This window comes from Pseudomaricurvus hydrocarbonicus, from assembly GCF_011602365.1.
In the GTDB taxonomy this organism is placed as follows: domain Bacteria; phylum Pseudomonadota; class Gammaproteobacteria; order Pseudomonadales; family Cellvibrionaceae; genus Pseudomaricurvus; species Pseudomaricurvus hydrocarbonicus.
Window position 1 is genome coordinate 115,499 of the sequence record NZ_JAAONZ010000003.1, and the last position, 23,420, is coordinate 138,918.

Annotated in this window: 19 protein-coding genes; 10 read left to right on the top strand and 9 right to left on the bottom strand. The window is 56.8% G+C overall.

Translation table 11 applies throughout. The features are described 5' to 3' along the window. Positions 1-131: 131 nt before the first annotated feature. Positions 132-2,975: an XrtA/PEP-CTERM system TPR-repeat protein PrsT gene (gene prsT, locus G8770_RS05105; protein ID WP_167182688.1), complete on the top strand. Its 2,844-nt coding sequence runs from the start codon at positions 132-134 to the stop codon at positions 2,973-2,975. 347 nt (positions 2,976-3,322) lie between these two features. Next, the gene (locus G8770_RS05110) at positions 3,323-4,321 is read left to right on the top strand and encodes a hypothetical protein (protein ID WP_167182691.1); all 999 of its coding nucleotides are present in this window, start codon (positions 3,323-3,325) and stop codon (positions 4,319-4,321) included. 186 nt (positions 4,322-4,507) lie between these two features. Here G8770_RS05110 and G8770_RS05115 read toward each other — a convergent pair whose 3' ends face one another. Continuing rightward, on the bottom strand, positions 4,508-4,900 hold the full coding sequence (locus G8770_RS05115; RefSeq protein WP_167182694.1) for a cation transporter: 393 nt from the start codon (positions 4,898-4,900) through the stop codon (positions 4,508-4,510). 179 nt (positions 4,901-5,079) lie between these two features. Here G8770_RS05115 and G8770_RS24610 point away from each other — a divergent pair, with 179 nt between their 5' ends. Further along, positions 5,080-5,259, top strand: coding sequence for a hypothetical protein (locus G8770_RS24610; RefSeq protein ID WP_167182697.1), 180 nt, complete (start codon positions 5,080-5,082; stop codon positions 5,257-5,259). Between the two features lie 12 nt (positions 5,260-5,271). On the opposite strand, the gene prsT (G8770_RS05125) is transcribed toward G8770_RS24610, so the two are convergent. Next, entirely contained in the window at positions 5,272-8,076 is a 2,805-nt protein-coding gene (gene prsT, locus G8770_RS05125; protein WP_167182700.1) for an XrtA/PEP-CTERM system TPR-repeat protein PrsT, read from the bottom strand. 164 nt (positions 8,077-8,240) lie between these two features. Then, entirely contained in the window at positions 8,241-8,531 is a 291-nt protein-coding gene (locus tag G8770_RS05130; RefSeq protein WP_167182703.1) for an encapsulin-associated ferritin-like protein, read from the bottom strand. A gap of 273 nt (positions 8,532-8,804) precedes the next feature. On the opposite strand from G8770_RS05130, the gene G8770_RS05135 reads away from it, so the two are divergent. From G8770_RS05135 to G8770_RS05165, 7 genes are all read left to right on the top strand, one after another. Then, entirely contained in the window at positions 8,805-9,014 is a 210-nt protein-coding gene (locus tag G8770_RS05135; RefSeq protein WP_167182706.1) for a hypothetical protein, read from the top strand. Positions 9,015-9,092: 78 nt separating this feature from the next. Beyond that, the gene (dbpA, locus tag G8770_RS05140; protein ID WP_425050036.1) at positions 9,093-10,481 is read left to right on the top strand and encodes an ATP-dependent RNA helicase DbpA; all 1,389 of its coding nucleotides are present in this window, start codon (positions 9,093-9,095) and stop codon (positions 10,479-10,481) included. A gap of 316 nt (positions 10,482-10,797) precedes the next feature. Further along, a complete protein-coding gene (gene speB, locus G8770_RS05145; protein ID WP_341771080.1) occupies positions 10,798-11,721 on the top strand; it encodes an agmatinase in 924 nt (307 codons plus the stop codon). A 339-nt stretch (positions 11,722-12,060) separates the two neighbouring features. Continuing rightward, the gene (locus G8770_RS05150; protein WP_167182712.1) at positions 12,061-13,284 is read left to right on the top strand and encodes a helix-turn-helix transcriptional regulator; all 1,224 of its coding nucleotides are present in this window, start codon (positions 12,061-12,063) and stop codon (positions 13,282-13,284) included. Between the two features lie 163 nt (positions 13,285-13,447). Beyond that, positions 13,448-14,083, top strand: a complete 636-nt coding sequence (locus G8770_RS05155) for a c-type cytochrome (protein WP_167182715.1) — start codon at positions 13,448-13,450, stop codon at positions 14,081-14,083. A 13-nt stretch (positions 14,084-14,096) separates the two neighbouring features. Next, positions 14,097-15,401, top strand: coding sequence for a cytochrome-c peroxidase (locus G8770_RS05160; protein ID WP_167182718.1), 1,305 nt, complete (start codon positions 14,097-14,099; stop codon positions 15,399-15,401). Positions 15,402-15,403: 2 nt separating this feature from the next. After that, positions 15,404-16,942, top strand: a complete 1,539-nt coding sequence (locus tag G8770_RS05165) for a parallel beta-helix domain-containing protein (RefSeq protein ID WP_167182721.1) — start codon at positions 15,404-15,406, stop codon at positions 16,940-16,942. A gap of 66 nt (positions 16,943-17,008) precedes the next feature. On the opposite strand, the gene G8770_RS05170 is transcribed toward G8770_RS05165, so the two are convergent. The 6 genes from G8770_RS05170 to dinG form a co-directional block, all read right to left on the bottom strand. Next, positions 17,009-17,671 (bottom strand): PqiC family protein, encoded by a 663-nt coding sequence (locus G8770_RS05170; RefSeq protein WP_167182725.1) that lies wholly within the window; start codon positions 17,669-17,671, stop codon positions 17,009-17,011. A 64-nt stretch (positions 17,672-17,735) separates the two neighbouring features. Beyond that, positions 17,736-19,193, bottom strand: a complete 1,458-nt coding sequence (locus tag G8770_RS05175) for a PqiB family protein (protein WP_167182728.1) — start codon at positions 19,191-19,193, stop codon at positions 17,736-17,738. Positions 19,194-19,260: 67 nt separating this feature from the next. After that, entirely contained in the window at positions 19,261-19,914 is a 654-nt protein-coding gene (locus tag G8770_RS05180; protein ID WP_167182731.1) for a paraquat-inducible protein A, read from the bottom strand. Beyond that, a complete protein-coding gene (locus tag G8770_RS05185) occupies positions 19,911-20,630 on the bottom strand; it encodes a paraquat-inducible protein A (protein ID WP_167182734.1) in 720 nt (239 codons plus the stop codon). The genes G8770_RS05180 and G8770_RS05185 overlap by 4 nt, the downstream gene beginning before the upstream one ends. Before the next feature lie 181 nt (positions 20,631-20,811). Beyond that, positions 20,812-21,135 carry a YqcC family protein gene (locus tag G8770_RS05190; protein ID WP_167182737.1) on the bottom strand — a complete coding sequence of 108 codons (324 nt, stop codon included), beginning with the start codon at positions 21,133-21,135 and terminating at the stop codon, positions 20,812-20,814. Between the two features lie 50 nt (positions 21,136-21,185). Next, positions 21,186-23,312 carry an ATP-dependent DNA helicase DinG gene (gene dinG / locus G8770_RS05195; RefSeq protein WP_167182740.1) on the bottom strand — a complete coding sequence of 709 codons (2,127 nt, stop codon included), beginning with the start codon at positions 23,310-23,312 and terminating at the stop codon, positions 21,186-21,188. Positions 23,313-23,420 lie beyond the last annotated feature (108 nt).

The window sequence follows — 23,420 nt, forward strand, 5'->3', positions numbered from 1 at the left end:
GAGCCGTTTTTTTAGGAGCCGTTTTTTCTTCTATACTTTTCAGCAATGGCGGTGAGTAGAGGGTTGGGGTCTGTTCACTCCTTTACCGCCGACGGTAAAAGCCCGCCCACTTTTGAACTTCGGATTGCAGAATGAAAAATAACAACAGCCGGTTCATGCAACAGGCCATCTTGTCTCTGACGATGGTGTTTCTCTTGACAATCATAGGCTGTGACAGCCGCACCGATGAGCAGAAGGTGAACGACCACCTGTCCGCTGCGATGGAGTTGCAGTCTGCCAGCGACCTCAAGGGCGCCGTGATCGAGTTGAAAAACGCCCTGCGGTTGATGCCGAAAAACCGGGAAATCCGACGTCGTTTGGGGGAGATCTACCTGGTTCAGGGGGACGCCGCCAGTGCGACCAAAGAGCTCATCAGAGCGCGTGAGCTGGGCGCCATAGACCCTCGCATGAGCTACTTCATCGCCAAGTCCCTGGTGATGCAAGGCAAGTTCACTGATGCTTTGCAGGAGTTGGGTGAAGACGTCGATCTGGTATCGGCTGACGGCAGGGACCTGATGATTATCCGCGGCGAAGCGTTGCTGGGATTGGGAGAGCTTGATCGTGCCCAAGCGGCTTTTAAGGCCGCACTGGAAGTGGATCCGGGGCGAGCGGATGCGATTACCGGCCTGGTGAAAATTGCCGTCACAAACGGCGATCTGGAGGGCGCTGAAAGGTTGCTGTTGGAGGGGTTAAAAGCGTCCCCCCAAGACGTGTCCCTGTTGATCCTGCATGGGGAAAGCCTGTTGCGGCAGCAGCGCATCGAAGAAGCACAGCAGTCTTTTGCCGCAGCGCTGGAGCTGAGGCCGGATGATTTGGCCGGCCGGATTGGTGCGATCAGGTGCGCGGTGGCACTGGACAATATCGGCTCGGCTGACAAGATGCTTAAGGGCCTGCCCGAACCGATGTCGCAGATACCGGAAATACAGTTGTTGAAGGCCTTTGTCGCTTTCAAACAGGCTCAATACAAGTCGAGCTTGACCGATGCGGAGCAGGTGCTGTCAGAGCCGCTCAGCGTTAATCGAGCCCAACGGCGAACCGCGCGCCTGATTGCCGGTTATTCTGCCTTTATCTTGCGCCTGGATGAGACGGCATACAACCACTTGTCGCTTGTTCTCACTGAAGTCCCCAATAATTTGATTGCCCGTAAATTAGTGGCCGCGCTGCAGCTGAGACGCGGCGACAGTCAGCAAGCGCTGGACACGCTGGTGGATGATTCTGTTCTGGCGGGAGGCACTATTGATCCACAATTGCTGGATGATGTGACTTATTTGACACTCACCAGTACCGCAGCCCTGAGCGCAGGCGACTGGCGGGTGAGCATCCCGTATCTGGAGCAGTTTGTGAAACTTTTGCCGGAGGACGCGTCGGCGCTGGCCCGCCTGGGGGCCGCGAAGTTTAATGCAGGGGATACCGAAGGCGGTGTCGAGGCCTTGGAGCAGGCGCTGGCAATGGATCCGTCGCTGCAGGATGCTCAGCTACAGCTGGGCATCAGTTACATTAAGGCCAAGCAAATGGAGAAGGCGCTGGCGCTGGCGCACAGCATGCAAGAGGCCTACCCGGGTACAGCCACGGGTTATACCCTGGAAGGTTTTACCCGCTACACCCAGGGCGATGAATACTCCGCGGTGATGGCTTTGCGGCAGGCCTACAAGGTGGAACCCGACAACATGGGAGTGGCCTTGAATCTGGCTCAGATGGAGCGCGCGCTGGGCAATCTGGATGAGGCGGCGGTGGTGCTGGAACGCCAATTGGCACAGGACCCGGAAAACCTGATCCTGTTGTTGAGGCTGGCGGAAGTGGAAAGTGTCCGCGGGAACTCTGCGAACACTGAGTCGTTGCTGTTGCGAGCAGTGACGGCACATGAAAAGGCCCTGGGACCCAGGCTGGGATTGGCAGAACTCTATTTGCGCGCTGATCGCCCGGCTGAAGCGATAAAGGTGGCGCTGCCGGCATTGTCGAAAAACCCGCAGCACGAGAAACTGCTGGAGCTCATTGGTCGATCGGAATTTAAAGTTGGTGCTTATGAAGACGCCGCCAAACACTTGCAAGCATTGACGAGAGTGCGTCCCCAAATGATTGAACCGCGGTTTTATACGGCATTGGCGCTTGAGCGGACGGGTGAATACCAGGCTGCCATTGCTGCGCTGGAGGCGTTGCTGAAGATGCAACCGCAGCATGCCGGGGCACAAGTGGCGAAGACCCGGTTGTTGATCAAAACCGGAGACAGCCAGCAGGCAGAGGAAATGCTGGAATCACTGCGTCAGAATGAATCGCTTCAGGCGGCCGTGGCGGAGCTTGAGGCTTCTCTGAAACTTCGCCAGCGTCGACCCGCGGATGCACTGGGTGTGATCCAGCAGGCCTATGACGCCGCTCCCTCAGAATCCGCCGCGATCAAACTTGCTCGCACCCAGTGGGTGATGGGCAAAAAACAAGAAGCGGTGGGCAGTTTGCTCGACTGGCTGGAGCGTGAACCAGAATCGTCGCAAGCGAGGATTGAGGTGGGCAGTTTTCTGTTGTCACTGGAGCAGTTTCAGAAAGCCACAGAACATTACCGGGTGGCCGCGTCTCAACAGCCCAACAACGCGCCCTTGCTCAATAACTACGCCTGGGCGCTGTGGAAAACGGGAGAGTCCGGGCAGGCATTGGTCCATGCGCAGCAGGCGGTAAAATTGTCACCCGACAATCCCAATTATCAAAACACCCTCGGGGTTATTTTGCTGGACAGTGGCGACAGTGTAAAAGGTGAAGTGTTCCTCAGTCGCGCGGCCGCCGCCAGTCCTGATAACCTCGAATTTCAATTCAACCTGGCCGAGGCCTTGGTCAAAAACAACAAGGACGCGCAAGCTAAAATCATTCTTAGAAAGTTGGCTCACAAGAAAAACTTCCAGCAGCAGCAGGCCGCAAAAGAGCTGTTGTCGCGCTACTCGGGTAGCTAACCAGGGGCTTGAGATTTGTCGCCTGCGGGATCTTCACCACAGGGCGGCTGTACTCGAGACGGTTTTCACCTGCAGGGCTGGCCACTGATACCTTCCGCCGGTTCTTCGCTGACTTGCTTCTCCTTGCCGTGGTTTCTGGCGATGCAAAACCAGACAATGTCAGCCTGAGGTTAACGGCGGCGGCTTAAATGTGTGTGTCCGGGTTCTTGGTGGCTGTCTTCGTGTTGGCTGGATCCGTCATCAATTGCCGGAGGCTCGGGCGTGCGGTGCCTGCGGGTTTGTCTATTCAGCTCGGCTGGATTTTGCTAGTTTGGGCGCACGATAAACCTTTTGGATGGGCACCAAGCATGTATAGCGATGAAGATTTAAACCGGGCGGTGGAGCAAGGGATCTTTACCCCCGCGGCCGTGGCGTCCTTTCGGCACCATATGGCGGACGTCAGGCAAACGGCGGCCGTGGATGAAGAAAATTTTCGGTTAATTGGTGGCTTTAACGACATCTTTGTCGTCATCGCCTGTTTGATTGTGACTTACTCGGCTGCCTGGATGGCGGCTGAGTTCAATGCCGTTGCGGGTCCTCTGGTGATGGTGGCCTGTGCCTGGGGATTGGCGGAATTTTTTGTGCGTCGGCGCAAAATGGCGTTGCCGGCGATTGTTCTGTTGCTGTTGTTTTTGTGGGGCGTGTTTAAAACCTGTGTGGCTGGGGTCGGCATGAGCAATGGCTCCTCCCTGACGCTGGCATTAGCGATCACGGCCCTGGCCGCGGGCGCACACTGGTGGCGTTTTCATGTCCCGATCACCGTGGCGGCGGGGATGGCGGCGATAGTAGGCCTGGTGTTTTATTTTCTCTTGTCGGTGTTTCCGCAGTCGAGGGAGTGGGTCACATACATTGTGCTACTGGGGGGCGTGGGGACCTTTGTCATCGCGATGCTGTGGGATATGTCTGATCGACAGCGGCTGACACGTCGTTCCGATGTGGCTTTTTGGCTGCATTTGCTGTCGGCGCCGTTAATTGTGCACCCCATTTTTGCCTCGCTGGGGGTACTAAGTGGCAATGACAGTGTCGGCAATGTGCTGGCAATTGTGTCGGTGTATGTGGTGATGACCGTGGTGTCGCTGGTGATTGATCGCCGGGCATTTATGGTATCGTCGTTGGCTTATGTGCTGTATGCGGTATCCACACTGCTGGACACTTACGGCAGTGTGGGGTCGAACCTGGCCGTTACGGGCGTTATTATCGGTGGTGCTTTGTTGCTCTTGGCGGGGTTCTGGCACAGCGCGCGCAGCGGTTTGGTGTCTCGCCTGCCATCCGCTCTGCAACAGCGAGTGCCGGTGGTCAATGAGTAAAAATGGTTTTCCCCAAGGGTTGACTCCACGACTGTGTCGCTACCCTTGAAGCACTGCTGGTTGAGGCTCTGCTTGTCAAACCCCTGCTTGTCAAACCCCTGCTTGTTAAGCCCCGCCGGTTAATACCCGTGGCGGGGCTCGTAACGGTTCGCAGGCGGGGCTTGTAGCACCCGCAATCGCTGCCGACTAGCGTTTGGGTTTAGTAGGGCTGGTTTCCGGGGCGGTGGTCTCTGAGGCGTCGCTGTGCCCTCCCCACACTTCACTGACCGCATGATCTCGTATGTTACTGTCGACAAAGCGGTAGTAGCCTTCTTTAAATACCGTCTCCCAGTCGTGTGCAATGTCCCCTCCATGGGTTTGAATAATGCCCTCCAGCCCTTCCAGGCTGCACTGAATGGCATCGTAGGCAATATGCAGGGTTGATGAGGCTTCTTCAAAGGAGGCACTGTCGACACCGTAGGTGGTTTCAATGTCGCTCAGTATCTGGGGCAGGTTGCTATGATCAACATCTTCTAATTTCAGATGTCGCACCACCAGGCTGACTGCCTGGTGTTCGGGGGTGTTGTCAGCATCATTCATGGCCGTTCCTGTCTCGATGACGGTTTGGGGGTGAGGTTGTTGGTCTTGAGTATGGTTGTTATGGGCGTGTTTGTCTGCGCTTACGTAAGTCTTTGTTTTCAGGAAAGAGGGGTGTTAATAGTGTCCGGTTTACTATTCCAGGCCCAGAGTAGGCCCTCACCCGCTTTAGCCATTACCCCTTGAATTGGCTCTGGGTAAGGTGTCCTCCGATCAGCTGGGTTCTCACTGAGCCTGGTGTACACGAATCGGAGTCAAGTAACTCGGGTTCAACCAACTCGGCTTCAACCAACTCGGGTTCAGCCAACTCAGGTTCAGCCAGCTCGGGTTCCACCAACCCAGGTGGAGGCCACTTAGGTTGAAGCGAAGCAGGCTTAATTAGTCGCCGAGTGACTGGTGGCCGTGTCAGGTTCCAGCCGCGACAGTAACTGCTGTGCTGCTTCGCGTTCTGTAAATTGACCGGGCGACCCCAGCAGTTCTTTCAGCAGTGAGGCGGCTATTGCTTGGTTGCCGTTGCGGTGTTCAATAATGGCCTGGTGATAGAGGATGGCGAGGTTGTCAGGGGATTGCTGTACCGCGCGGTCTATATGCTGGGCCGCCAGTTTGGGTTGGTTGTGATCGAGCAGTGTCATGGCATAGGTGTCCAGAACTTCGGCGTTGTCCGGATACAGCTTGTAAGCCGTCTCGGCATACGCCAGAGCCTCGCTGGGCTGGCTGGATCGCAACTGCCAGGCGAGGTTGTTGAGCGCAATCAGATCGTTGGGCTGTTGTTGAAGAATGGCCCGATATTCGTTGATGGCGGCCTGGGGCTGTTGTTGGGACAGGTACACCGTGGCCAGCATTTGGCGAGACACCAGATCGTCGGGGTTGTCTTTCACCCAGGCCTGCAGCAAGGCCCGGGCTTCATCGGTATTGCCAACAGCGGTCAGTTGGCGCGCAACGCGCATCAAGTTGAGATTGCTGGGGTGTTGCTCAAAAAGCCCCTGGTACACGCGAAGGGCTTGCTCCGGCTGATTTTGTTGCTCAAGCAATATCCCCCTAAACAGCAATGTGTCGGCTTGCTGCGGGGCGATCTTTTCCAGTGCAGCCACGGTGTTGGCAAACGCCTGTTGCTGTCCTTTCAGCAGTTGCAGTCTCGCCAGCGTAATGTGCGCTTTCAGGTGGGCGGGGTCCTGTTGCAGAAGGTGCTCGAGGGTTTGATGCATTTTGGCTTCGTTACCTGTGCCCGCGTAGACCTGGGCAAGCATAAAATAATGGTCGCTAACATCCGGTTGCTGTTGGATGAGCTGCTCCAGTGTGGATCTGGCGCTGTTGTAGTGTTTCTGTTGTAACTGGATCTGGGCCAGCAACTGTTTCGCTGTCGGGGGGCTGTCCTGTTTTTGTCCCCAGTCGCCCAGAGTTTGCTGGGCTTTAAGAGGCTCTTGTTGACTGAGGTAATAGCGGGTCAATTCTTGCCTCGGTGCGAAAGCGTCAGGGTGGTTGGTGATGATGCTTTGTAAGCGCGCCACCATGGCATCGGGATTGCCTTTTAGCCGCTCAATCCTGGCCAGCTGCAGTTGTGCGCCGAGGTCGTCGGGGTGGACTTCCAGTACCTGCTGTGTCAGCGTCCGGGCGCGTTCAAAGTCACTGTCCTCGAGTGCTTTCTCAATGAAATAGCGGGCTGCGAACGGGTTGCCCGGCTCCTTTTCCAGGGCTTCGGCAAAACGCTGCTCTGCCGCTTGAGGGGAACCGCTGGCAAGGTACACTCGGGCCAGCATATTGAGCGGAGCTGCGGCTTCGGGCAGTTGTTGCTGGTAGCGTAGAGCGGTGTCTATCGCTTGTTGAGGTTGCTGTTGTTGCAGGTAATGCAAGACCAGGTAGGCGTAAGCCTGCTGGTAAGCCGGGTCGATGTCGAGGGCTTGTTGCAGGTGCTGAACCCCTCTGGCGTAATCGTTTTGTTGCAGCAAGCTGTAGCCAAGTTGAGTCTGGGTGCTGGCGGATTCGGGGTTCTTGCCGAGCAGGTGAGTCAGACTGACGGTGGCGTCCTTAAATTTGCCTTGCCCCAGCTGGGCTTGAGCAAGAAGAGCCAGCAAATTGATATTGTCGGGGTGCTTCGACAGGGCCGGGGACAAAAGGGGTTCGAGTTTGGCATAGCGTTTTTGATCCAGCAGTATGGTGCCGAGCAGAGCGGTGGCGTCGGGCTTGCTGGGGTCGAGTTGATAGAGTTGCCAGGCGGCCTCCTCGGCTTGAGCAACCTGTTTGAGGCGCCAATGAGCGTGACCGCTCAGCAACAGCGCCTGGGGGTATTGCCGGGGAAACATGATCGGCGTGTTGAAGGCATTAATGGCATCCTGAAAGCGTTCCTGCTTGAAGTAAAGCAAGCCTTTGAGAAAGTGCACCAACACCAGTTGCTGACTGCTTTGCGGTATCTGCCGAATGGCCGTTTGTGCCTTGTGGAGATCGTCCATATCCAGATAGATGGTGATGAGCTTGAGCTTGGTGGTGAGGCTCTGGTCTCCCAATTCGATGGCGGTTTGATAGTTTTTGAGCGCCTGTTGGTAGTGTTGCTCCCCCCGATCCAGATCACCCAGAAGTAGCCAGGCCGCCGCGTATTGCGGGGCATCCTTCATCAAGGTTTCGAGTTTGATGCGGGCAGCATCCGGATGGCCGCTGAAGGCGTTGAAGCGGGCATCGGCCAGGCGAACCCATGGATCATTGGGGGCATCGACCAGCGCGGCGGATAACAGCGCGCCGGCTTGATGCTCCTGCCCTTGTGCCTGCAGACCAAGGGCTTGTGATGCCCGCAGAGGTCCCCGCTGCCAGACGGACAGCTGGTTCACCGGCAGTTGCTGCAGCTCCTGCCATTTGGCTTGCTCAAACAGGACGCGAGCGAGCACCGGTATCACCGAATCGGGGGCCGCCCCCAGATCGCGCGCCCGTTGGAGTTCGATTTCGGCCGCAACGGGGTTTGATTGTTGCATCAACAGCTGGCCTAACAATAGCCTGGCTTCGGCGAAATCCGGCTTGGCCTGCAGGGCGTTTTTCAAATGTATCTCAGCGCTGTCAAAATTGTTCTGGTCGTATTCCAGCCGGGCCTGTACCAGCTGTTCCAGCGGCGTTACCTTGGGGGTGCAGCCGAGCAGGAAGAGCAGGACCAAACTGTAGATGATGATGGAGGGCGTCACAGGTACCTTGTGCATGGAGTTCTCAGTGTCCTTACTGTCTGTTGCAAATACCTGCTCTGGTGCCGGTATCTTGCTTGCGGAAATAGCCGCGTTGTTTTTATGAGGGCTGCGTTGTGTTGGCTGTGCGCTTCAATGCTGCTGAGCGGCTCTTCACCCCTTAATTGATCGCTGTGGCTTTGTTAGGATTTATGGGCAATGGGCTTACTGGTGAACAAATAATCCTTCAGCTGGTGATCAAAGGTCGGGTCTTTGCGCCGTATCCACTCCAGTACCATCGCAGCGTGTTCTTTTTCCTCGTCGCGGTTGTGGGCCAGAATGGCTTTGAGATCGTCGTCTTTGCAGGCGTCAACACGTTGGTTATACCAATCGACGGCTTCCAGTTCTTCCATGAGCGAGGTAATGGCCCGGTGCATATCCCGGGTTTCTTCGCTGAGTTCGTCGAGAGGCTCGTGATACCCTTCATTTGACATGGTGTCATCCTTCTACAATTGATTTGAGACCGTGGCCTGGTTTCGCAGCTAGAGGTGCCTAGAGGCACAGGAGGCACAGGAGGCACAGGAGGCACAACAGGCTCACACAGGCACAACAGGGCCAGATTAACCGACGCCTTACCGTAATTAAGATAGCTCTTGTTTCAGGATAGTCGCAATGACTTGAAACACAACGATAACCAGAGGTGGGGCCGTGCGTACACTGCAGGGAGGCATGTGGTCATCGGGCTGACCATGATGGCGGGGTAGGCTATGCCTGTGGGAGCGCTGCTGGCGTGTTTTGAGCGCTTCAGATCCCGGGAAGAGCAATTGCGCCACCCGGTAACGGACCTTGGGGGGGTAAAGCCTGCGTTTCTTTACACCGTTGCCCTCGCGTTGCAGAACATTAACCCACGCGGGTTGTCGGGTTGGTGGTATGATGCCGGGTTATTGTTAATGACGATTTTTAACGGCTGCGATTAACCAGACGGTTAACCCGGCTAACTGCGCGGTTAACCACAACGGTTACCGACGACGTTCAACCCTTCATTGTTAGGTTTTATTTTGCAAAATCCATCGTTTAGCCAGCTGACACTGCCCGCCGATCTCTATGAAAACCTGAAATCGCTGGATTATCACACCATGACCCCGGTGCAGGCCCAGAGTCTGCCTTTGTTGCTGGAAGGTAAGGATGTGATTGCTCAGGCGAAAACCGGCTCGGGCAAAACCGTGGCCTTCGGTTTGGGGGTGTTGGCGCGTTTGGACGTGAAAAAATTCCGGGTACAGGCGCTGGTCCTCTGCCCGACCCGTGAGCTGGCGGATCAGGTGGCACGTGAAGTTCGCAAGCTGGCGCGCGGTGTACACAACGTCAAGGTGCTGACCCTGTGCGGAGGGATGCCGTTCGGACCCCAAATTGGCTCCCTGGAGCACGGTGCGCACATCGTTGTGGGAACGCCGGGACGAATCGAAGAGCACCTGCGCAAAGAGCGTTTGAGCCTTGAGCATGTTCATACCCTGGTTCTGGATGAGGCTGATCGCATGCTGGACATGGGGTTCCAGGCCAGTCTGGACGCCATCATTGCCCCCATTCCGAGACAGCGGCAGACGCTGTTGTTCAGCGCCACTTTTCCCGAACAGATCGAGAAAATCGCCAACAACATCATGCAGAGGCCGGAGCGGGTCACGGTCGAGAGTCCGCAGGAAGAATCCACCATCACCCAGTATTTTTACCCCATTAATGACGAAAATCATCGTCGCCAGGCGGTGGGGCTGCTGTTAAAGCAGGACAAGGCCACGTCGGCCATTGTCTTTTGCAACACCAAGCGGGAGTGTCAGGAAGTGGCCACCGAGCTGGCCAGCCAGGGTTTTTCCGCTTTGGCGCTGCACGGCGATCTGGAGCAGCGCGACCGCGATCAGGTCCTGGTGCGGTTTGCCAACAAGAGCGTGTCGGTGCTGGTCGCTACCGACGTTGCGGCGCGCGGTCTGGACATTCAGGAGCTGGACACGGTCATCAATTACCAGATCTCGCGGGACCCCGAAGTGCACGTTCACCGCGTGGGTCGAACCGGCCGTGCTGGCAGTCACGGTCGCGCCCACACGCTCTACAGTGACAAAGAAACCTTTAAGCTGCGCCTGCTGGAGGACGAACAGGGGGTGGCGGTTGAGCGTGAAATATTGCCTCCGGCCTCGATCATGGACGAGCGGCCGCAGCGCCCGCCGATGGTCACGCTGCAAATTGACGGCGGTAAAAAAAGCAAAGTCCGTCCCGGGGATATTCTCGGGGCCTTAACCGGGGACGACGGCGTGCAGGGCAGCGATGTGGGTAAGATTCAGGTCTACCCCATGTGGTCTTATGTGGCGGTGAAGCGTGAAGTGGCCAAGATCGCGTTGACGAAGCTGGGGGCGGGTAAGTTAAAAGGTCGCAATTTTCGCGTCAGGCAGCTGCGCTGACCGCCAGCCGCACCGGCAGAGGGCGGTTGCAAGGTCAAGACCGGGGCTGTCAGGCCGCGTTTTTAAACTGCGTCTTCACAAAACAGTGCCTGCCATCTGCCCCGTTTCCTTAAAATACACCCTGTGATAATCTTTCCCGGTCGCAAACATCACGACGTAAAACTCTGACGTCCGTTGCAGGTCCAGGATCCTGTGGCGAGAGCACTTCCTTGTGCATTCCTGTTTCACGGGAGCTTTAGGGTTTTACGTCTTCAGCATCATCTCTGAACGGATAAGCCTTTAACTCCTTATTTGACGGCAATTTGAGGAGACGCTCGTGCCTACATCTAACTTGTTTGGAGCTGAAAGCAACACCTTCAGCAACATTTTCACCTATCTTGGACTGCCCCTGTCCCGTGAGCTGGCCGCTGAGCTGGACGCGGTGGTCATGGGGGTGCCCTATGACCTGGCCACCACCGGCCGCTCTGGCACCCGCTTTGGACCCACCGGTATTCGTCAGGCCTCGTCCCAGTTGCGCTGGGAGGCGAAACGCTTCCCGTGGCGCTTTGCCCTGAGTGAGCGTTTCAAGGTTCAGGATTATGGTGACCTGGATTTTGAAGAGGGCAACAGCGATGAAATGCTGGCGCTGGTCCAGGCGCACGCCAGCCGCATCCTGGCGGCGGGGAAAAAACTGGTGACTCTGGGGGGCGATCATTTTATCTCACTGCCGCTGTTGCGCGCGGTGCACGAAACCCACGGTCAGGTCGCGTTGCTGCATTTTGATGCCCACACCGACACCGAAGCGAGTGATGCGAAATACAACCACGGCGCCATGTTTTACCACGCGGATAAAGAAGGGCTCTACGACCCCGCAGCCAGTGTGCAGGTGGGGATCCGCACCGAATACGATTACGACACTCACCCCATGACGGTGCTGGATGCCAGCTGGGTCAACAATCACAGCACTGAGCAAGTGACTGAGCGTATTAAAAGCGTGATCGGTGAGCGCCCGGTGTACCTGAGCTTTGACATCGATTGCCTGGATCCGGCCTTTGCCCCGGGGACCGGTACACCGGTGGCGGGGGGCTTGACCAGCGACAGAGCGCTGCAAATTATCCGCTCGCTGGGGGACTTGAACATCGTGGGCATGGATTTGATGGAGGTGTCGCCGGCCTATGATCATGCCGATGTGACCTCGCTGGCGGCGGCCACGCTGGTGCTGGAGATGCTGTATTTACTGGCGAGCCAGAAAAAGGTCTAGCCCTGCCTGCCCAGTCGCACTGCCCCGCGTTGTCATAACGCTAACCTGTGCTTTGCCGCATAAAGCCCCGCCGCCAGTGAACAGGCGGTGGGGCTTTTTTATGACCGGCTGAAGGCCTGTGCGCGGATCGGATGTGGTGACTTCGGGCTGATGAGAGTTTGGCGTTTTAGCGTGACAGATCATCGCAAGAGATCTCCCTCGGGGAGTGACTGTTTTACGCAAGCGCTTGAATGCTTTCCCGCAAGACCGGGGGAGAACAGGAAACGCGACAAATGAACGCTCACTTTTGCCCGGTTTCTGCTAGTCTTGGCGCTGAATTTAACTGTTGAAATGGTTTCCATGGATGTTGTTCTGACGGCTGCTCTGGCTTTTTCCCTGTCCCAAATTCTGTTGAATGTGTTGTTGTTTCTGCGCAGCCGTCGCGGCTGGTCAGTGCAATCGGGACTGTATGCGGTCTTTTTACTGGCGGTCACTGGCTATTTGTTAACACCGGTGGTTACCTCCCCTGGCCTTTCGATGCTGTTTGAGGCCCTGCAAACCCTGGTGCCAGGTACCTTTTGGTTGTTTTCGGCCAGCCTGTTTGAAGAGCGCTTTCGTCTGCGCAGCTGGCAAATGGGGTTGGTGGCGCTGACCGTGTTGCTGCCTTTACTCGGCAACCTGTTGGCCATGGCGGATGTCGAGGCTCCCCGGATGTTCTTTTGGACCCTGCCCCAATCGTTGGAGTTTGTGATTATGGGCCTGGCGCTGTGGTCGGTGGTGCGCTTCTGGCGTGAAGATCTGGTGGAATCCCGGCGCGATCTCCGTCTGTGGTTTTGCGGCATTCTGGGTTTATACATTCTGGTATTGCTGCTGATGCGTGAGCTGATCTTTCCTGGCGAAGTGTGGTTGTTGGTGTGGCAGTACATTTTTGTGGCGGGCATGTTGATGGTGACCAACGGCTTGTTGCTGGAGATGAAAACAGGCCTTTTTCACCCGGAAGCCGATCGGCGGGTTTCCGCCAGCGGCATCAGTGCGGGTCCAGCGGTTCCTCGGGTGCCTGTCGTGCCGGACGGCAGCGCGGTGCTGGATGACGCGGTGGCTGGCCATAGCAACCGGGCCTGTTCGGAGGTGGTCCCGCAAGAGGGGGGTAACAGACCACCCGCGAACGCCGATGAATTTCAGCCGGTGGTGGCGCGCGATGTTGACGTTGCGGGTGCAGGGGGGCTGGAGCCGGTCCCTGAAGCGTTGTTACAGCAGCTTACCCAGCTAATGGAACATGAACGGGTCTACCGTCAAATGGGGCTCACGATTGGTCAACTGGCAGCCAGTTTGTCACTGCCGGAATATCGGTTGCGCAAGGTCATCAACGCCGGATTGGGCTACCGCAACTTTAATGATTTTCTCAACACCTACCGCATTCGCGAAGCCAGCGAGCGCCTGGCGGATCCCTTGAAGCCGGATGAAGCGATTCTGAATATTGCACTGGATACCGGTTATCGCTCGTTAAGCTCTTTCAACAAGGCCTTTAAAGAGGCGTTTGGGCAGACGCCCACCGAGTATCGTCAGGGCCAACTTAGACGGTGATCACGGGTGGTCTGCAAGGCTCGCGATGACGAATTTCAAAAATTCGTCATCCACAGCACCCGAAACGAGGCATTTCTATGACGAATTTTGAAATCCATAGGACGCGGTTGGCCTGTAGCGACATGCTGACCTCATCAGTTTAATAACCGATGGTGGTTCAGTGTTGGAGCTTCGAAGATTTCCCTTGTGGATCAGTGTTCTGTTCACCGTGGCGGCGGTGGTTTCTCATGCGGGTGAGCCCTCGGCGGCCGCGGTGGTGTTTCAGTCCCAGTGCAGCAGTTGTCATGGTGCTGATGCCAGAGGGGCCGAGATCGGACCTTCGCTGGCCGGTCAGCAGGCCGACTATCTCTCTCGCCAGCTCCAGCATTTTCAGTCCGGCTTGCGGGGGCGCGACCCCAGAGATGCCCAAGGCGCCATGATGGCGGCCACAGCACAGTCGGTGGTGGCATCGCTCAGTGACGCTCAGCTGCAAGCTTTAATGGCCTATCTGTCTGAACTGAGTCCGTCCTCCTCGGCTGTGGCAACCGATGGGGATTTGCGGCGTGGCGCCAATTATTACAACGCCTCCTGTGGCGGATGTCACGGCGCTCAGGCGCAGGGTAACCCCCTGATGCACGCCCCGCGTCTGGCGGGGTTAAGCGGGGCATACCTTCAGCGTCAATTTCAGCATTTTGCTCAAGGTGTGCGGGGTACCCACAAAGAAGATCGCTTGGGTCGACAGATGAAGATGATGGCCACCAGCTTGCCGGATGCGAAAACACTGGCGGACGTGATTGCCTTTATCACGGCTCAACCGTGAGGGGAGGCGTTCGATGACGGCACAGGGTCGCAAAGGCGCAGGGTGGACAGTGATCCCGTTGGGGCTGCTGGGGTTGTGGGCATTGCTGTCGGCCGTGGTTGGAGCCTCGCCGCCGGCCGATACGGTGGCGCTGGATCCGCCGCGCCACACCGAGCGCTGGCGGTTGAGTGAGCACTGCCCGCCGGGTTTTGAACGCACCATCAACCCCAAAACCCAGGCGTACCGCTGCGAGTTGCGCAGTGTGTATCAATTTTACGATTCCACCCAGAATCGAGGGGTGGGTGGTACCCAGACCGGCCTGCCAGCCTATCGCGACGGTTTCTCGCCCCAGCAAATTGACCTGGGTCGCTACCTGTTTTTTGATCCGGCGCTGTCGGGTGACGGTACGGTGGCCTGCGCCAGCTGTCATCAGCCGGATAAAGGCTTTGCCGATGGCATGGCGCTATCGGTGGGGGTAAAAGGGCAATTGGGGAAACGTTCAGCCCCGACGCTGTGGAACAGTGCGTTCTTATCCAGCTTGTTCTGGGACGCCCGAGCCGACTCCCTGGAGCAGCAGGCCCGGGGCCCGCTTTATGCCGCCGACGAAATGGGCAATACCGAAGCGCATCTGCTGGCCACCCTGACGGGTATTCCGGCGTATCAAACGCTGTTTGCGCAAGCGTTTCCTCAGGCTGGTGGTATCACGCTGGAGGCTGTCTACACCTCGCTGGCAGCGTTCCAGTCGTCCTTGATCTCACTCAACAGCCGCTACGACCAATACGCGCACGGTAATCACGCAGCCCTTAATGCAGATGAAATTGCGGGTCTGAACGTGTTTCGCTCCTTCGTTGCACGCTGCTCGGAGTGTCATACACCGCCCCTGTTTACCAACAACCAAATCGCGGTCATTGGCACACCCGAGCCCGAGGGTCGGCCCTTGGATGTGGGGGCCGAGGCAACCTTTCATGAGAAAAAGCTGAAGGGCGGGTTCAAGGTGCCGACCCTGCGCAACATTGAGTTAACCGCGCCCTACATGCACTCCGGGGCTTTCTCGACTCTGCGTGAGGCGACCGAATTTTACAATGACGGGCGCGGGCATGCCGTGCCTGAGGGGGTGGAGATGCAGTTGCACTGGCACATATGGGAACCGAATTTAACCAGCGCCGAACTGGACCTGATTGTCAGTTTTATGAAAACCCTGACCGATGAAACCTTTAAGCCATCCATGCCGGCAGCATTACCGTCCGGGCTGATATTGCCGCTGCCGTCACCGGAATCGGATAAGCACCCTCAACTCACATTGACCGAACCCAGGTTGAAACCTCAAAAGGAAAAATAACGATGAACACAGGAAAAATTCTCGGGGCCTTTCTGATCGCCACCGCGTTTGGCGGGGGGCTGTATTTTGGTCAACAAAGCGGGCAGGCGACGGTGATAACCAACGCAGCCAAAGGCAGCAGTTTCACTGGCGGCTACGATAAAACGGCGGATGCTGAAGTCCGTGACGCAGGCGGTGAGGGGGTGGGTAACAGCCGTGCGCTGGACCACTCGGTGCACGATGGCAAAACCTGGGTGATCAATGAGGGGGAGTCTATTCAGGCGGCGGTCACCCAGGCGCAGCCGGGTGACACCATTCAGGTGATGCCGGGCACCTATCATGAAACGGTGTATATCGATAAGGACAGCATTCGCTTGGTGGGCGTTATCGAGGCGGGCAAGCGCGCGACGCTGGACGGTGAAGAGCGCCTCAACGATGCGGTGCTTTACTCGGGCAACAACATTGTGGTGGAAAATTTTCGCATCACCCGCTACAAGGGCAACGGCATCATGGGCCAGGCGGGCAACAATTTTGAAATCCGCAATAATGTGATTGTCGACACCGGCGTCTACGGCATTTTCCCCCAGCTGGGGAAAAACGGTATTGTGGAGCACAATGTTATTTCGGGTATTGAGGATGCCGCCATCTACGTGGGCATGAGTGATAACATTCATGTGGCGCATAACGATGTGTTCGACAGCGTGGCCGGTATCGAGATTGAAAACAGCCGCCATGCCATTGTTGAAAACAATTATGTACACAACAACACCGGCGGCGTGCTGGCATTCATCACGCCGGGATTACCCATCAAAACCACGTTTGACGTGATCATCCGCAACAACTTTATCATCGGCAATAACCACCACAATTTCGGGGCGCCGGGCTCAACCGTATCGGGCATTCCGGCCGGTACCGGCATTTTAATCATGGCCGCCGACGATGTGATTGTGGAAGGCAACATCATCACTGACCACAAAACCGCCGGTATCATGATCACCGATCACCACAATGCGCCCAATGTCACCATCGATGTGGGCTCTGAGCCCAATCCGGACCGTGTGGCGATTCTCGATAACCTGATGATGAATAATGGCTACCAGACCATCGATGAAGTGAAGGCGTTAATGCTGACGGAATTGAAAACCGGCCCGGCGGACATTGTCCATGTCGGTGGGGGCAGCGACAGCTGCATCATCAACCGGCATCGCTACAACACGGTGGGGATTGGTGATTTTGGTTTGTGTGACTTTACCAACACCGATGAGGTCGTCACCTATTTGCTGGATACGCCGGTGCCGCCCCGCGAGATTGACCCCAGTGAGCGCGGCAAGGTCGCCTACCTGGGCATCTGTACCGGCTGTCATACCTACACCGGTCGCATGATCGGCCCACCGGTTCAGCAAATCCAGGCGTTGTATATGGACAACCCCGAAGGCCTGGCCAATTACATTGCGGCGCCGATCAAAAAACGTCAGGACTACCCTGAAATGCCCCCGCAGTCGTACCTGGATGCAGAAACCCGTCTGGCCGTGGCGAAATACATGCTCAGTCGTGAAGATTGAGTGATGCTTAAGTTGTTATTGAGCCTAAGGCGTTTTTGAACCTAAGTTGTTACAGGGCATAAGCCGTTATAGCGCGGATGCGGTTGGCCGGGGCAGTGAGTTCGCAATGGCCCCGGCCAGTTTGATCAGCAGTTGTTTTTCCGCACTCACCAGCGCATCGTAACCATCCGCGGTTAAAGGTTGGGATTGCGAGAAGGTGTAATAGGTCAGTTTTCCCGCCTGCTTCGGCTCTGCGCTCAGGGCCCAGTGAGCGACCAGCAGCACGTCGCCTGACTGATGACCGTGCAGTTGATCGATATTGACGTTCACGACCCATTGGCTGTCCCCGCTGGGGGACGACGAGCCGATGATCTGCCGACCGTAGGCGGCTGAAATCTCCCGGCTCAAAAAGTTGTTGAGGCTGAAACTCAGGGGCTCGCTCCAGAGATGGTTTTGAGCAATGCTCACTCGTTCGTTAGCCGTTTGCAGTACGATCCCGGCCTGGTCTAAATAGGGGGCAATTTTCACCGGTGCCAGACGCACATGTGCCAGGGGCTTTTGGGTAACGGCCTCTGGTTGGGCATCTGAGCGCAACAGATAGTAGTGTACCTCCGGAGCATCACTAGACAGGCAGGCACTCAGTGTCATTGCGGTCAACAGGGTGAGGCCGGCGTATACCCCTCTTTTCAGCACCCGGGTCCGGTTGTGCGAGAGGTGTCTGCTGGCTGGCTGCGAGGTGACTGGCTTCATGGTGTTTTGGCCTCGGGTATGATGTCTTCCTGATTCGCCCCGGGCAGTAACCGTGCCGTGTTGTTCAGGGATCCGGACAGGTTTTCAGGGTGGAATTGAGCTCATTGAGACTGCTGTTTAATTGTGAGGGCAGAGTTTGCACGCCTTCGGATTGCAGCAGTTGTTCCAGCGAGAGCAGCGATGCGTCGAGCTGGCCGATGGCCTGGTTGGCGCTGATGATGGTATCTTCGATGGGCAGGCGGTTGAATTTATCGAGTAGCATAGAGGCCGACTCCTGCAGTTGTGCCAGGCTGCCGGGGGTGGTGGGTATCTGAGCGTATTGTTCATACTGACCGAGCTCTGCGTGTTCGACATTGGGGTAATAATCCAGACTCACAAGCTGGTTGCCGGTAATCAAATTTCCGGTTTTCAGGGAGGCTCGCAAACCGCTGCGGACTTCTTTTTCGATCAACTCTTTGAGGTGTTCCGCAGAGGCCTCGCTGTCTCCCAGTTCAAGCCGCCCGGGTTCGATGTGAACCAATATCGGGATGGCGGCACCTTTGCCGGTGGGGCCGGTCATCATTTCTTTCAGCAGCACTCGTTCGACCTGGCCAATGGGTATGCCGCGGAAAACCACGGGAGCCCCGGGGGCAACCCCTCCGACGGGCTGGTTGAATGAAATCACATACCGCACCTTGTGCCGATACACTTTTTCCAGCGTTTCTTCCAGTGACGTGTAGAGGTGGAACTCTTTGCCGTCGCGGGCTAGCTCGCCAGGAGGGGTGTCGGGAGGCAGGGAAAAGGACAGCCCGCCGGCGAGCAGGGTGTCCAGCGACCCCATGTGAACATCAAAACCTTTGGCCGAAGCGCGCATGGCAATGCCGCTGACGTCCCAAAAGCGAACGTTATCGGTCACCAGCTGGTGGTAGGGAGCCTTGATAAACACATCATATTTGATGGTCTGGGTGGTTTCGTCGAGGGTTTTGCTCTCGACGCCGCCCACCACATAGCCGTTAAACAACACCGGATTGCCGGTGCTGACAGCGGAGGATTTTTTGCTGGTCAGGACCAGACGCACACCGGGGGCGTTGACATTGGTGAGCGGTGCGGACTCCAGACCGGTGAAAGTGTGTTGTTTTCGCTTGCTCGTGCCCGGCAACAGCTTGATGTAAGCACCGGACAGCAGGGTGCTTAAACCGCTGACGCCACTGGTGCCAATCTGGGCCCTTTCAACCCAGAACTGGGTGTCTTGTTTCAGTAAATCACTGTACTTCTTGTCCAGCGTGGCATTGACGATCACCCCATTTGCCTCCGGGTTTAAGCCAATCGATTCGACCATGCCAACATCGACGCTGAGCAGTTTGATCTTGGTTTTTCCGGCGACCAAATCATCGGCGTTGTTGAACTGAATCTGAAATGAAGGGCCTTGATTGGTGTAGCCGTAGAACAGCATCCAGACCCCCAGCGCCAATGCGACCAGGGGGATGAGCCAAACTTTCGATATCGCTCTTTTGGGCCGAATGGTCGGCTCGGTTTCACTCATTAAGACACTCCATCATTAAGACACTCCATGATTGTGCTCGCGCTCCCGGTGGTGAGTCAGACATTCGCTAAAGGGGGGTGTTATCAGCCACTGTATCAGTAAACACTTCGTTGTTGTGCGCTGCCAGCCGATCCCACATCAGTCGCGTATCAAAACTCTCTGCCGCTATCATTGTGATGATAACCACGCCCGAAAAGGACAGCGCCGCAATGCCCGGTTCTACGCCCATGATGCCCTGCAACTGTACCAGGGCAACCAGAATCGATACCACAAACACATCGACCATCGACCATTTCCCCATGAACTCGGCGATGCGAAACAATTGTGTTTTCTGCCTCAGATTGGCGGTGCTGCCACGGGTGGCATACCAGCATAAAAAATACAGCGCGATCAATTTGGCCAGGGGGACAATGACACTGGCGATGAAAATGATGGACGCCACCGGGTAGGCTTCCATCTGGACCAGAATGAATATGCCTCCCAGTATCGTGCTGGGTTCAGCATCGGTGAACTGGCTGGTGATCATGATGGGGAAAATGTTGGCTGGAATATACAGCAGGGTCGCGGTGATCAATAAAGCCATTGTGCGTTGCACACTGGCTGTCTTGCGCGGGTGTAAATGAGCGTGGCAGCGGGGGCAGAGGTGGCTGCCGGCGGGGCTGACTTTATAACATTCATGACAGGAGACTAACCCCTGGGACTTCGCGGTTTGGTGGCTCATGAGCCTTTTGCCTCAGTCGCTTGAGTGTGTGTCAAAGGGTCGGGTGGTGGTTTGAGGGTCCGCGGGCCCGGATTCATGAGGGCATCAATCGCCCGCCAGCACTGCAGTCGGTCGATGTGTGAAATCATCAAGGTGAAACTGATGGCAAAACCCACGTAAGCCCAGAAGCCGATGCCGAGGGTGATGGTTGCCATGGTGCGAAGTTTGACCAGGCTGACCACCAGCGCGATCAGGAACACGTCGACCATACACCAGGCCGCTATGATAAACACCAGACGGCCTGACAGGATCAGCCAGGCGGTGGGTTTGCCAAGTTTTAGCGGTACGTAAACCAAGAGCACCAACAGGGTGTGCAGGAAGGGCAGGGTTAAAATAACACTGCTGACAATGAAGGCCAGCACCGGCATGCCGCGCTCGTAAAAGGCGAGCGGGGCACCGGGGAGTGTCATCAGGTTTTCGGAGCCGGTTGCCTGCAGGGTTAAAAAGGCACTGGTATTGGCAATCACAAACAAAATCAAAGTGGTGACGGCGTAGGCGATGACCTGATCGTAGGCGTTATGCTGGTATTGAGTCAGGGGATGGTTGCAGTGGCGGCAGAATACCGCATCGCCGTGCTGCAGTGCCGGGATGGCCGTGAGGTTATCGCATGAAGGGCAGGCGATTAGGTCTTCATGGCGGATGGCGGCGGAGGCCAACATGGGCTCTTCTGGACTCATTGGTATGTGGCTAAAGAGTGGTTGATGTTGCTCACGGCTGCAGCGATTAACACACTGATGCAGGGGTTAACCGTGCCGGCCCGGTCAGAAGAGTGCTCTGGCGACGGGTGGGCAAGTTTGTTTGAAGTATAGCTCTTTCGCCGGCGGCATGGCGTTGAAGGCATCAATGAGTTGTGCGCGATTAGAGCTCGACCTCACTCAATAATTGATCCACCTGCACCAGCAGGGCAATGATGTATTGCCCGTTGGCGGCGGCGTGCTTGAAGAACTCTTCGGCAATGGGCGCGATACCGCATTCTGAAGGCAGCGCCAGACCGGCATCCAGCAGCATGCGCATGCGGGGCAGGAAGATAAACTGCAGCCATTCTGGAAGGCTGAGGGTGTCAACACAGAACGGCTGTGTACTGGCCAGTGCGGCTTCGGAGGGCGGCGTTTCAGCCCACAACCCAATGGCTTTAAGCTCGGCTTCGATGCTCAGAAGCGTGTTGGTCAGTTGTGCTGTCATTATTCCATAACCTCACGTGAATCCGAGTGTTCTGCCAATTGGCACGGGATTTAAGTCATGTCCCGGCTGAACGGTGGCAGGGAATTCAGGATCGCCGTGCCGTAGCGGCGAGTGACGACCCGGCGGTCGAGCAGGGTGACCGTGCCGGTGTCGGACTCGGTCCGCAACAGCCGCCCACAAGCCTGAACCAGTTTGATGGCCGCGTCGGGCACACTGATCTCCATGAACGCGTTGCCGCCACGAGCTTCGATCCATTCCGCCAGTGAGGCTTCCACAGGATCATCCGGTACGGCGAAAGGAATCTTGGCAATCACCACATGGCGGCAGTAGTCACCAGGCAGGTCCACACCTTCGGCAAAACTGGCCAGGCCGAAAATAATACTGCCTTCTTTATTGTCGATGCGCTGTTTGTGTTCGTCAATCAAGGCCTGCTTGGAACGGTCACCCTGTACCAAAATAATGTCCTGCCAATCCACCGGCAAGGCATCAAAGACCTCCAGCATTTGACGGCGGGAGGAAAACAGCACCAGGCTGCCTTCGTTGATGTCGAGAATTTCCGGCAGTGAGTCAACAATGGAGAGGGTGTGATCGCTGGCGTTGCTGGCGTCGGTGGCGTTTGAGGGAACCCTCAGTAGCCCGGCCTTGGTAAAATCGAAGGGGCTGGGAACCACATGGTACTGGCTGTCAGCGGGTGTGCCCGCGCGCATTTGGTAGCGACCAAAATGGCCCAGCGCGGTGAGCGTGGCCGAGGTGACGACCGCCCCGCAGCACTGTTTCCAGAGTCCGTATTCGAGGGTGCGAGCGGCCAGAATGGGGCTGGAGCAAACTTCAAAATCCAGGTTGCCGCCCTGTTCCACCAGGGTGAACCAGCGCGCTTTAGGCACAGAGCCCTCGCCATCCGGTGTCGCGTAGCTGGCCCACAGGTCTTTGTTGGCTTCGGCCCGCGATTGCCAGATGCCGATGGTGGGGAAGGCGTTTTCCAGGTCCACCTTGGGGACCGGGCAGTGCGCATCTTCCATGGACTCGTTGATTTCGTTGGCCATTTTGCTCAATAAGTCCGCCAGACGATCAAAAGAGCGCTTGATGTCGACGCAGGCCATTTGCATCTCGGGGTGAATTTTTCCGCCTTCGAAGCGGTGCCGAGGGGTGTGGTCGGTGGGGTTGATGGTGTCCGCCAGCGACTGGAACATGGGGATCACTTTATCCAGTTCCTGTTTGGCGTCGAGCATGGCGGCGGGCAGCTGCTCGCCGAACCGGTCCACATTGCCGGCGCCGCTGATTTGAGCCAGTAAGCTGGCCACGGGCTTTTGGCTCTGCTCCAGCCACTTGCTGGTGCTCATCAGGCGACTGTGCTGGGCGAAGTGATTGAGGGCTTTGTCGGGCAGGTGGTGGCCTTCGTCAAAAATATAGATGGCGTCTTCCGGCTTGGGCAGAATGGCGCCGCCGCCCAGAGCCAGGTCAGCCAGCACCAGGTCGTGGTTGGTGACAATGCAGTCGACGCTGCCGAGGTTGTCCCGCGCTTTCATAAAACTGCAGGCGGATACGTTGGCGCAGCGGCGGCCGGTACACTGGCGGTGGTCGGTGGTGACCCGTTGCCAGTCTTCATCCTGCACGCCGTCTTTCCATTCGTCGCGATCGCCGTTCCATTGATTGGCGGCCATTGCATCCATCATGGACTGGTAAATCCTGACGCTCTGTTCTCCCACTTGCGGCAGTTCGTCTTCGTACAGGGCCTGGGTGGGGTTGCTGGCCAGATCGCTGCTGCTGAGCATGTTGTCGAGTTTGGTCAGGCACAAATAGCGCCCGCGCCCTTTGGCCAGCGAGACCTTGAAATTCAGCCCGCTGTGGCGCAGGACTTCCGGGATGTCTTTGTTAACGATCTGTTCCTGCAGCGCCACGGTGGCGGTGGAGATGATGACTTTTTTGCCCAGTGCCTTGGCAATCGGCAGGGTTGCGAGCAGGTAGGCCACGGTTTTGCCGGTACCGGTACCTGCTTCCACGACACAGACGTGGCCCTCAGTATCGCGCACGTTTTCGTCATCCAGGTGAATGCCGCCGAGCGTCTTGGCAATCTCGGCAATCATCAGCTTTTGGCCGTAACGGGCCTTGAGCTGCTTGTTGTTGAGAAACTCGGTGTAAGCCGTCTGGATGGTTTTTTTCAGTTCGGGAGTGAGCATGTGGGGGGAAGGACACCGCTGGCAAAAGGAGCAGTTTACCGTTTTCCGGCAGCCGGGGGTATTAGAAAAAGAGGGATCCGCCAGGCCGGTTGCCGAGGGTGTTGAGAG

Excerpts from the sequence above, each read along its gene's own strand:
- G8770_RS05135 (WP_167182706.1), top strand. The coding sequence starts at position 8,805 with ATGCCTGTGGGAGCGCTGCTGGCGTGTTTTGAGCGCTTCAGATCCCGG.
- dinG (WP_167182740.1), bottom strand. The coding sequence starts at position 23,312 with ATGCTCACTCCCGAACTGAAAAAAACCATCCAGACGGCTTACACCGAG.
- G8770_RS05160 (WP_167182718.1), top strand. The coding sequence starts at position 14,097 with ATGACGGCACAGGGTCGCAAAGGCGCAGGGTGGACAGTGATCCCGTTG.
- prsT (WP_167182688.1), top strand. The coding sequence starts at position 132 with ATGAAAAATAACAACAGCCGGTTCATGCAACAGGCCATCTTGTCTCTG.
- G8770_RS05185 (WP_167182734.1), bottom strand. The coding sequence starts at position 20,630 with ATGAGTCCAGAAGAGCCCATGTTGGCCTCCGCCGCCATCCGCCATGAA.
- G8770_RS05130 (WP_167182703.1), bottom strand. The coding sequence starts at position 8,531 with ATGTCAAATGAAGGGTATCACGAGCCTCTCGACGAACTCAGCGAAGAA.
- G8770_RS05190 (WP_167182737.1), bottom strand. The coding sequence starts at position 21,135 with ATGACAGCACAACTGACCAACACGCTTCTGAGCATCGAAGCCGAGCTT.
- G8770_RS05110 (WP_167182691.1), top strand. The coding sequence starts at position 3,323 with ATGTATAGCGATGAAGATTTAAACCGGGCGGTGGAGCAAGGGATCTTT.
- G8770_RS05165 (WP_167182721.1), top strand. The coding sequence starts at position 15,404 with ATGAACACAGGAAAAATTCTCGGGGCCTTTCTGATCGCCACCGCGTTT.
- G8770_RS05175 (WP_167182728.1), bottom strand. The coding sequence starts at position 19,193 with ATGAGTGAAACCGAGCCGACCATTCGGCCCAAAAGAGCGATATCGAAA.
- G8770_RS05170 (WP_167182725.1), bottom strand. The coding sequence starts at position 17,671 with ATGAAGCCAGTCACCTCGCAGCCAGCCAGCAGACACCTCTCGCACAAC.
- G8770_RS05150 (WP_167182712.1), top strand. The coding sequence starts at position 12,061 with ATGGATGTTGTTCTGACGGCTGCTCTGGCTTTTTCCCTGTCCCAAATT.
- G8770_RS05180 (WP_167182731.1), bottom strand. The coding sequence starts at position 19,914 with ATGAGCCACCAAACCGCGAAGTCCCAGGGGTTAGTCTCCTGTCATGAA.
- G8770_RS05115 (WP_167182694.1), bottom strand. The coding sequence starts at position 4,900 with ATGAATGATGCTGACAACACCCCCGAACACCAGGCAGTCAGCCTGGTG.
- prsT (WP_167182700.1), bottom strand. The coding sequence starts at position 8,076 with ATGCACAAGGTACCTGTGACGCCCTCCATCATCATCTACAGTTTGGTC.